Here is a 6005-nt window from a genome sequence, read left to right on the forward strand (position 1 = left end):
TTTGAGCGCTTTACGTTTTGATACATAAAAAGCCGGTTTTTTCTCGATAAAAGTGTTGCGCTTGTCGACGAGATATTTATAATGCGCGCTCGCTTTGAGAGACAGCCCGCAAGGGTTGAACGAAAAGCGAAGACGAGCCGGGTTAGCGGAGATATAGGCTATATAAGTACCTGGTTTTGTTGATGACTTTTCGCTGATTTGTTGGCTTCAAAAAATAAATCAGAAACTTAAAAAAAGTCGTTGACAACAATGTGAGGCTCTGTAGAATACGCGCCTCGCTTGAGGGAACGAAGCAGTTCATCAAGCACCGATCTTTAAAAATTAACCAAGCAATTCGTGTGGGCGCTGACTGAGATGATGTCACGTTAAAGCTTTGAAGTTCTTAGGAATTTCTAGCTATTAAGAGATTATCAAGTCAACGTTCTGTGAATTCATTTATTGTAAACAGTAATTGTTTTATACAGTAGTTTTACTTGAGCAAAATTTAGATTCCTTTTGGAATCACTTGAGAGATTAAACTGAAGAGTTTGATCATGGCTCAGATTGAACGCTGGCGGCAGGCTTAACACATGCAAGTCGAGCGGTAACAGATCTAGCTTGCTAGATGCTGACGAGCGGCGGACGGGTGAGTAACGCGTAGGAACCTGCCCAGTAGTGGGGGATAGCCCGGTGAAAACCGGATTAATACCGCATACGCTCTACGGAGGAAAGGGGGCTTCGGCTCTCGCTATTGGATGGGCCTGCGTGAGATTAGCTAGTTGGTGAGGTAATGGCTCACCAAGGCGACGATCTCTAGCTGGTCTGAGAGGATGATCAGCCACACTGGGACTGAGACACGGCCCAGACTCCTACGGGAGGCAGCAGTGGGGAATATTGCACAATGGGCGCAAGCCTGATGCAGCCATGCCGCGTGTGTGAAGAAGGCTTTCGGGTTGTAAAGCACTTTCAGTTGTGAGGAAAAGTTAGTCGTTAATACCGGCTAGCCTTGACGTTAGCAACAGAAGAAGCACCGGCTAACTCAGTGCCAGCAGCCGCGGTAATACTGAGGGTGCAAGCGTTAATCGGAATTACTGGGCGTAAAGCGCGCGTAGGCGGCTTGTTAAGCCAGATGTGAAAGCCCCGGGCTCAACCTGGGAACTGCATTTGGAACTGACTCGCTAGAGTACAGTAGAGGGTGGTGGAATTTCCAGTGTAGCGGTGAAATGCGTAGAGATTGGAAGGAACATCAGTGGCGAAGGCGGCCACCTGGACTGATACTGACGCTGAGGTGCGAAAGCGTGGGGAGCAAACAGGATTAGATACCCTGGTAGTCCACGCCGTAAACGATGTCTACTAGCCGTTGGGAAACTTGATTTCTTAGTGGCGCAGCTAACGCACTAAGTAGACCGCCTGGGGAGTACGGCCGCAAGGTTAAAACTCAAATGAATTGACGGGGGCCCGCACAAGCGGTGGAGCATGTGGTTTAATTCGATGCAACGCGAAGAACCTTACCTGGTCTTGACATCCTGCGAACTTTCTAGAGATAGATTGGTGCCTTCGGGAACGCAGTGACAGGTGCTGCATGGCTGTCGTCAGCTCGTGTTGTGAAATGTTGGGTTAAGTCCCGTAACGAGCGCAACCCTTATCCTTATTTGCCAGCACTTCGGGTGGGAACTCTAAGGAGACTGCCGGTGACAAACCGGAGGAAGGTGGGGACGACGTCAAGTCATCATGGCCCTTACGACCAGGGCTACACACGTGCTACAATGGCAAGTACAAAGGGACGCTAAGCCGCGAGGTGGAGCTAATCCCAGAAAACTTGTCGTAGTCCGGATTGGAGTCTGCAACTCGACTCCATGAAGTCGGAATCGCTAGTAATCGTGAATCAGAATGTCACGGTGAATACGTTCCCGGGCCTTGTACACACCGCCCGTCACACCATGGGAGTGGATTGCACCAGAAGTAGTTAGTCTAACCTTCGGGAGGACGATTACCACGGTGTGGTTCATGACTGGGGTGAAGTCGTAACAAGGTAGCCCTAGGGGAACCTGGGGCTGGATCACCTCCTTAAACGAAACGGACTCATTTTGGTCAGAGTTCACACGAATTGCTTGGTTGGTATTTAGAGAGCGAAAGGGCATAGGCCCTAGAAGGCCTGTAGCTCAGGTGGTTAGAGCGCACCCCTGATAAGGGTGAGGTCGGCAGTTCAAGTCTGCCCAGGCCTACCAATTTTCCATTATGCTTCGTTAACGCATTGCTCACGTACTGTTAGTACGCGACGCAAGACGTTCCTCGCCTAATAGAAAATATACCTTATTAAGGTTTGCAAAAACCGCTGTAAATTGGGGCTATAGCTCAGCTGGGAGAGCGCCTGCCTTGCACGCAGGAGGTCAGCAGTTCGATCCTGCTTAGCTCCACCAATTTCTTCTGCTCATAACTAAAATTATTCGATAAAGGCGTTGGCTTTTGTTGAGTTGTTTTAGTTCTGATCAGAGATCAGAAAGCTCTTTAACAATTTGGAATGTGATAGTAGAAAGGCATTGTTAGTAGTTGTGATGACTATTGATGGTGCAATGCTAAATACTATGTGCCCATCACTATCAGCGATGGTGTATGTAGTATGGATAATGTAAGAAATGAGATTCATATCAAGCGTTATCCGGCGAAAACGTTACGATTTGGTCGTTATATGACTCGAGACTAGGATGGTAAAAGGTCGTCCTGGAGGACTCTTTGGGTTATATAGTCAAGCGACTAAGCGCATACGGTGGATGCCTTGGCAGTCAGAGGCGATGAAGGACGTAGAAACCTGCGATAAGCGTTGGTAAGCTGGTAAACGAGCTTTGACCCAACGATTTCCGAATGGGGAAACCCATCCGTCATAAGGCGGATATCCTGCACTGAATTCATAGGTGTAGGAAGCGAACCCGGAGAACTGAAACATCTAAGTACCCGGAGGAAAAGAAATCAACCGAGATTCCCCTAGTAGCGGCGAGCGAACGGGGATCAGCCGATGGTTGTTGTGTTAGTGGAATGCTCTGGAAAGTGCAGCAATAGAGGGTGATAGCCCCGTACACGAAGACACAGCGATCACATATTAAGTAGGACGGGACACGTGTTATCTTGTCTGAAGATGGGGGGACCATCCTCCAAGGCTAAATACTCCTGACTGACCGATAGTGAACCAGTACCGTGAGGGAAAGGCGAAAAGAACCCCTGTGAGGGGAGTGAAATAGATCCTGAAACCGTATGCGTACAAGCAGTGGGAGCAGACTTGTTCTGTGACTGCGTACCTTTTGTATAATGGGTCAGCGACTTAATTTTAGTAGCAAGGTTAACCGTATAGGGGAGCCGTAGGGAAACCGAGTCTTAATAGGGCGCATAGTTGCTAGGATTAGACCCGAAACCGAGTGATCTATCCATGAGCAGGTTGAAGGTTAGGTAACACTGACTGGAGGACCGAACCCACTGTCGTTGAAAAGCCAGGGGATGACTTGTGGATAGGAGTGAAAGGCTAATCAAACTCGGAGATAGCTGGTTCTCCTCGAAAGCTATTTAGGTAGCGCCTCGTGTATCACCATAGGGGGTAGAGCACTGTTTGGGCTAGGGGGTCATCCCGACTTACCAACCCCATGCAAACTCCGAATACCTATGAGTGCGAGCACGGGAGACACACTGCGGGTGCTAACGTCCGTTGTGGAGAGGGCAACAACCCAGACCGCCAGCTAAGGTCCCAAATTCATAGTTAAGTGGGAAACGATGTGGGAAGGCTTAGACAGCTAGGAGGTTGGCTTAGAAGCAGCCATCCTTTAAAGAAAGCGTAATAGCTCACTAGTCGAGTCGGCCTGCGCGGAAGATTTAACGGGGCTCAAACTATGAACCGAAGCTGCGGATATAGATTTATCTATATGGTAGAGGAGCGTTCTGTAAGCCGTTGAAGGTGAATCGAGAGGTTTGCTGGAGGTATCAGAAGTGCGAATGCTGACATGAGTAACGATAAGGGGAGTGAAAAACTTCCCCGCCGGAAGACCAAGGGTTCCTGCGCAACGCTAATCGGCGCAGGGTGAGTCGGCCCCTAAGGCGAGGCTGAGAAGCGTAGTCGATGGGAAACAGGTTAATATTCCTGTACTTCTTTATATTGCGATGGAGAGACGGAGAAAGCTAGGCCAGCATGGCGATGGTTGTCCATGTTTAAGGTTGTAGGCTGGGGGATTAGGCAAATCCGGTCCCCTAAGGCTGAGAACTGATGACGAGATCCTACGGGATTGAAGTGGTTGATGCTCTGCTTCCAGGAAAAACTTCTAAGCTTCAGATATAAAGAAACCGTACCCCAAACCGACACAGGTGGTCAGGTAGAGAATACCAAGGCGCTTGAGAGAACTCGGGTGAAGGAACTAGGCAAAATGGTACCGTAACTTCGGGAGAAGGTACGCTGCTGCCGGTGATGGGACTTGCTCCCTAAGCTAGCGGCAGTCGAAGATACCAGTTAGCTGCGACTGTTTATTAAAAACACAGCACTCTGCAAACTCGAAAGAGGACGTATAGGGTGTGACACCTGCCCGGTGCCGGAAGGTTAATTGATGGGGTTAGCGTATGCGAAGCTCTTGATCGAAGCCCCGGTAAACGGCGGCCGTAACTATAACGGTCCTAAGGTAGCGAAATTCCTTGTCGGGTAAGTTCCGACCTGCACGAATGGTGTAACGATGGCTAAGCTGTCTCCACCCGAGACTCAGTGAAATTGAAATCGCTGTTAAGATGCAGCGTATCCGCGGCTAGACGGAAAGACCCCGTGAACCTTTACTACAGCTTCACAGTGAACTTTGAGCCTACTTGTGTAGGATAGGTGGGAGGCTTTGAAACATGCACGCCAGTGTGTGTGGAGCCATCCTTGAAATACCACCCTGGTATGTTTGAGGTTCTAACTCAGGTCCATTATCTGGATCGAGGACACTGTGTGGTGGGTAGTTTGACTGGGGCGGTCTCCTCCCAAAGAGTAACGGAGGAGCACGAAGGTGGGCTAAGCATGGTCGGACATCATGCGGTTAGTGTAATGGCATAAGCCCGCTTAACTGCGAGACAGACACGTCGAGCAGGTACGAAAGTAGGTCATAGTGATCCGGTGGTTCTGTATGGAAGGGCCATCGCTCAACGGATAAAAGGTACTCCGGGGATAACAGGCTGATACCGCCCAAGAGTTCACATCGACGGCGGTGTTTGGCACCTCGATGTCGGCTCATCACATCCTGGGGCTGAAGCCGGTCCCAAGGGTATGGCTGTTCGCCATTTAAAGTGGTACGCGAGCTGGGTTTAGAACGTCGTGAGACAGTTCGGTCCCTATCTGCCGTGGACGTTGGAAAATTGAGAAGAGCTGCTCCTAGTACGAGAGGACCGGAGTGGACGAACCTCTGGTGTTCGGGTTGTCATGCCAATGGCATTGCCCGGTAGCTATGTTCGGACAGGATAACCGCTGAAGGCATCTAAGCGGGAAGCCCCCTTCAAGATAAGTTTTCCCTGATTCCTTGAGAATCCTAAAGGGCCCTTAAAGACTATGAGGTTGATAGGCTGGGTGTGTAAGCGTTGTGAGGCGTTGAGCTAACCAGTACTAATTGCCCGTGAGGCTTGACTATATAACGCCAAAGACGCTTCGAGAGAAGTCTCTGGTGTAAAGTCCAGATCGAACGAAAGACGGATAACGAAATGATGTGAGTCGAACATCATCCAAGCGCTACTATCGCTTCCAATGTTAAAGACAACAGCAGAATTAAGTGTTGGTGATCAGTGATGGTCTTCAACCAGAGTTTTGCCTGACGACCATAGAGAACTGGAACCACCTGATCCCATCCCGAACTCAGAAGTGAAACGGTTCATCGCCGATGGTAGTGTGGGAGGTCCCATGTGAGAGTAGGTCATCGTCAGGCTTTAATCAGAAACCCCAGCAGACATCCTGCTGGGGTTTTTTTATGTCTGGAGCGTGCTGTTCTCATAGCCAAGTGCTATCGCCCAGCCGCCTTGCTGTTACGAGACAG

Annotated in this window: 2 tRNA genes and 3 rRNA genes; all 5 read left to right on the top strand. The window is 49.7% G+C overall.

Annotation, left to right across the window (positions count from 1 at the left end):
• Positions 1-515: 515 nt before the first annotated feature.
• The 5 genes from A3750_RS03780 to rrf all read left to right on the top strand — a co-directional run bounded on the left by A3750_RS03780 (position 516) and on the right by rrf (position 5897).
• Positions 516-2049, top strand: a 16S ribosomal RNA gene (locus A3750_RS03780).
• Positions 2050-2130: 81 nt separating this feature from the next.
• Positions 2131-2207, top strand: a tRNA-Ile gene (locus A3750_RS03785).
• A gap of 116 nt (positions 2208-2323) precedes the next feature.
• A tRNA-Ala gene (locus tag A3750_RS03790) sits at positions 2324-2399 on the top strand.
• A gap of 324 nt (positions 2400-2723) precedes the next feature.
• Positions 2724-5606: ribosomal RNA gene (locus A3750_RS03795) — 23S ribosomal RNA — on the top strand.
• A 176-nt stretch (positions 5607-5782) separates the two neighbouring features.
• Positions 5783-5897 (top strand): 5S ribosomal RNA (rrf, locus tag A3750_RS03800).
• Together the 16S, 23S and 5S rRNA genes with 2 tRNA genes alongside form the textbook arrangement of a ribosomal RNA operon.
• The last annotated feature ends 108 nt before the right edge of the window (positions 5898-6005 follow it).

This window comes from Oleiphilus sp. HI0079, from assembly GCF_001635105.1.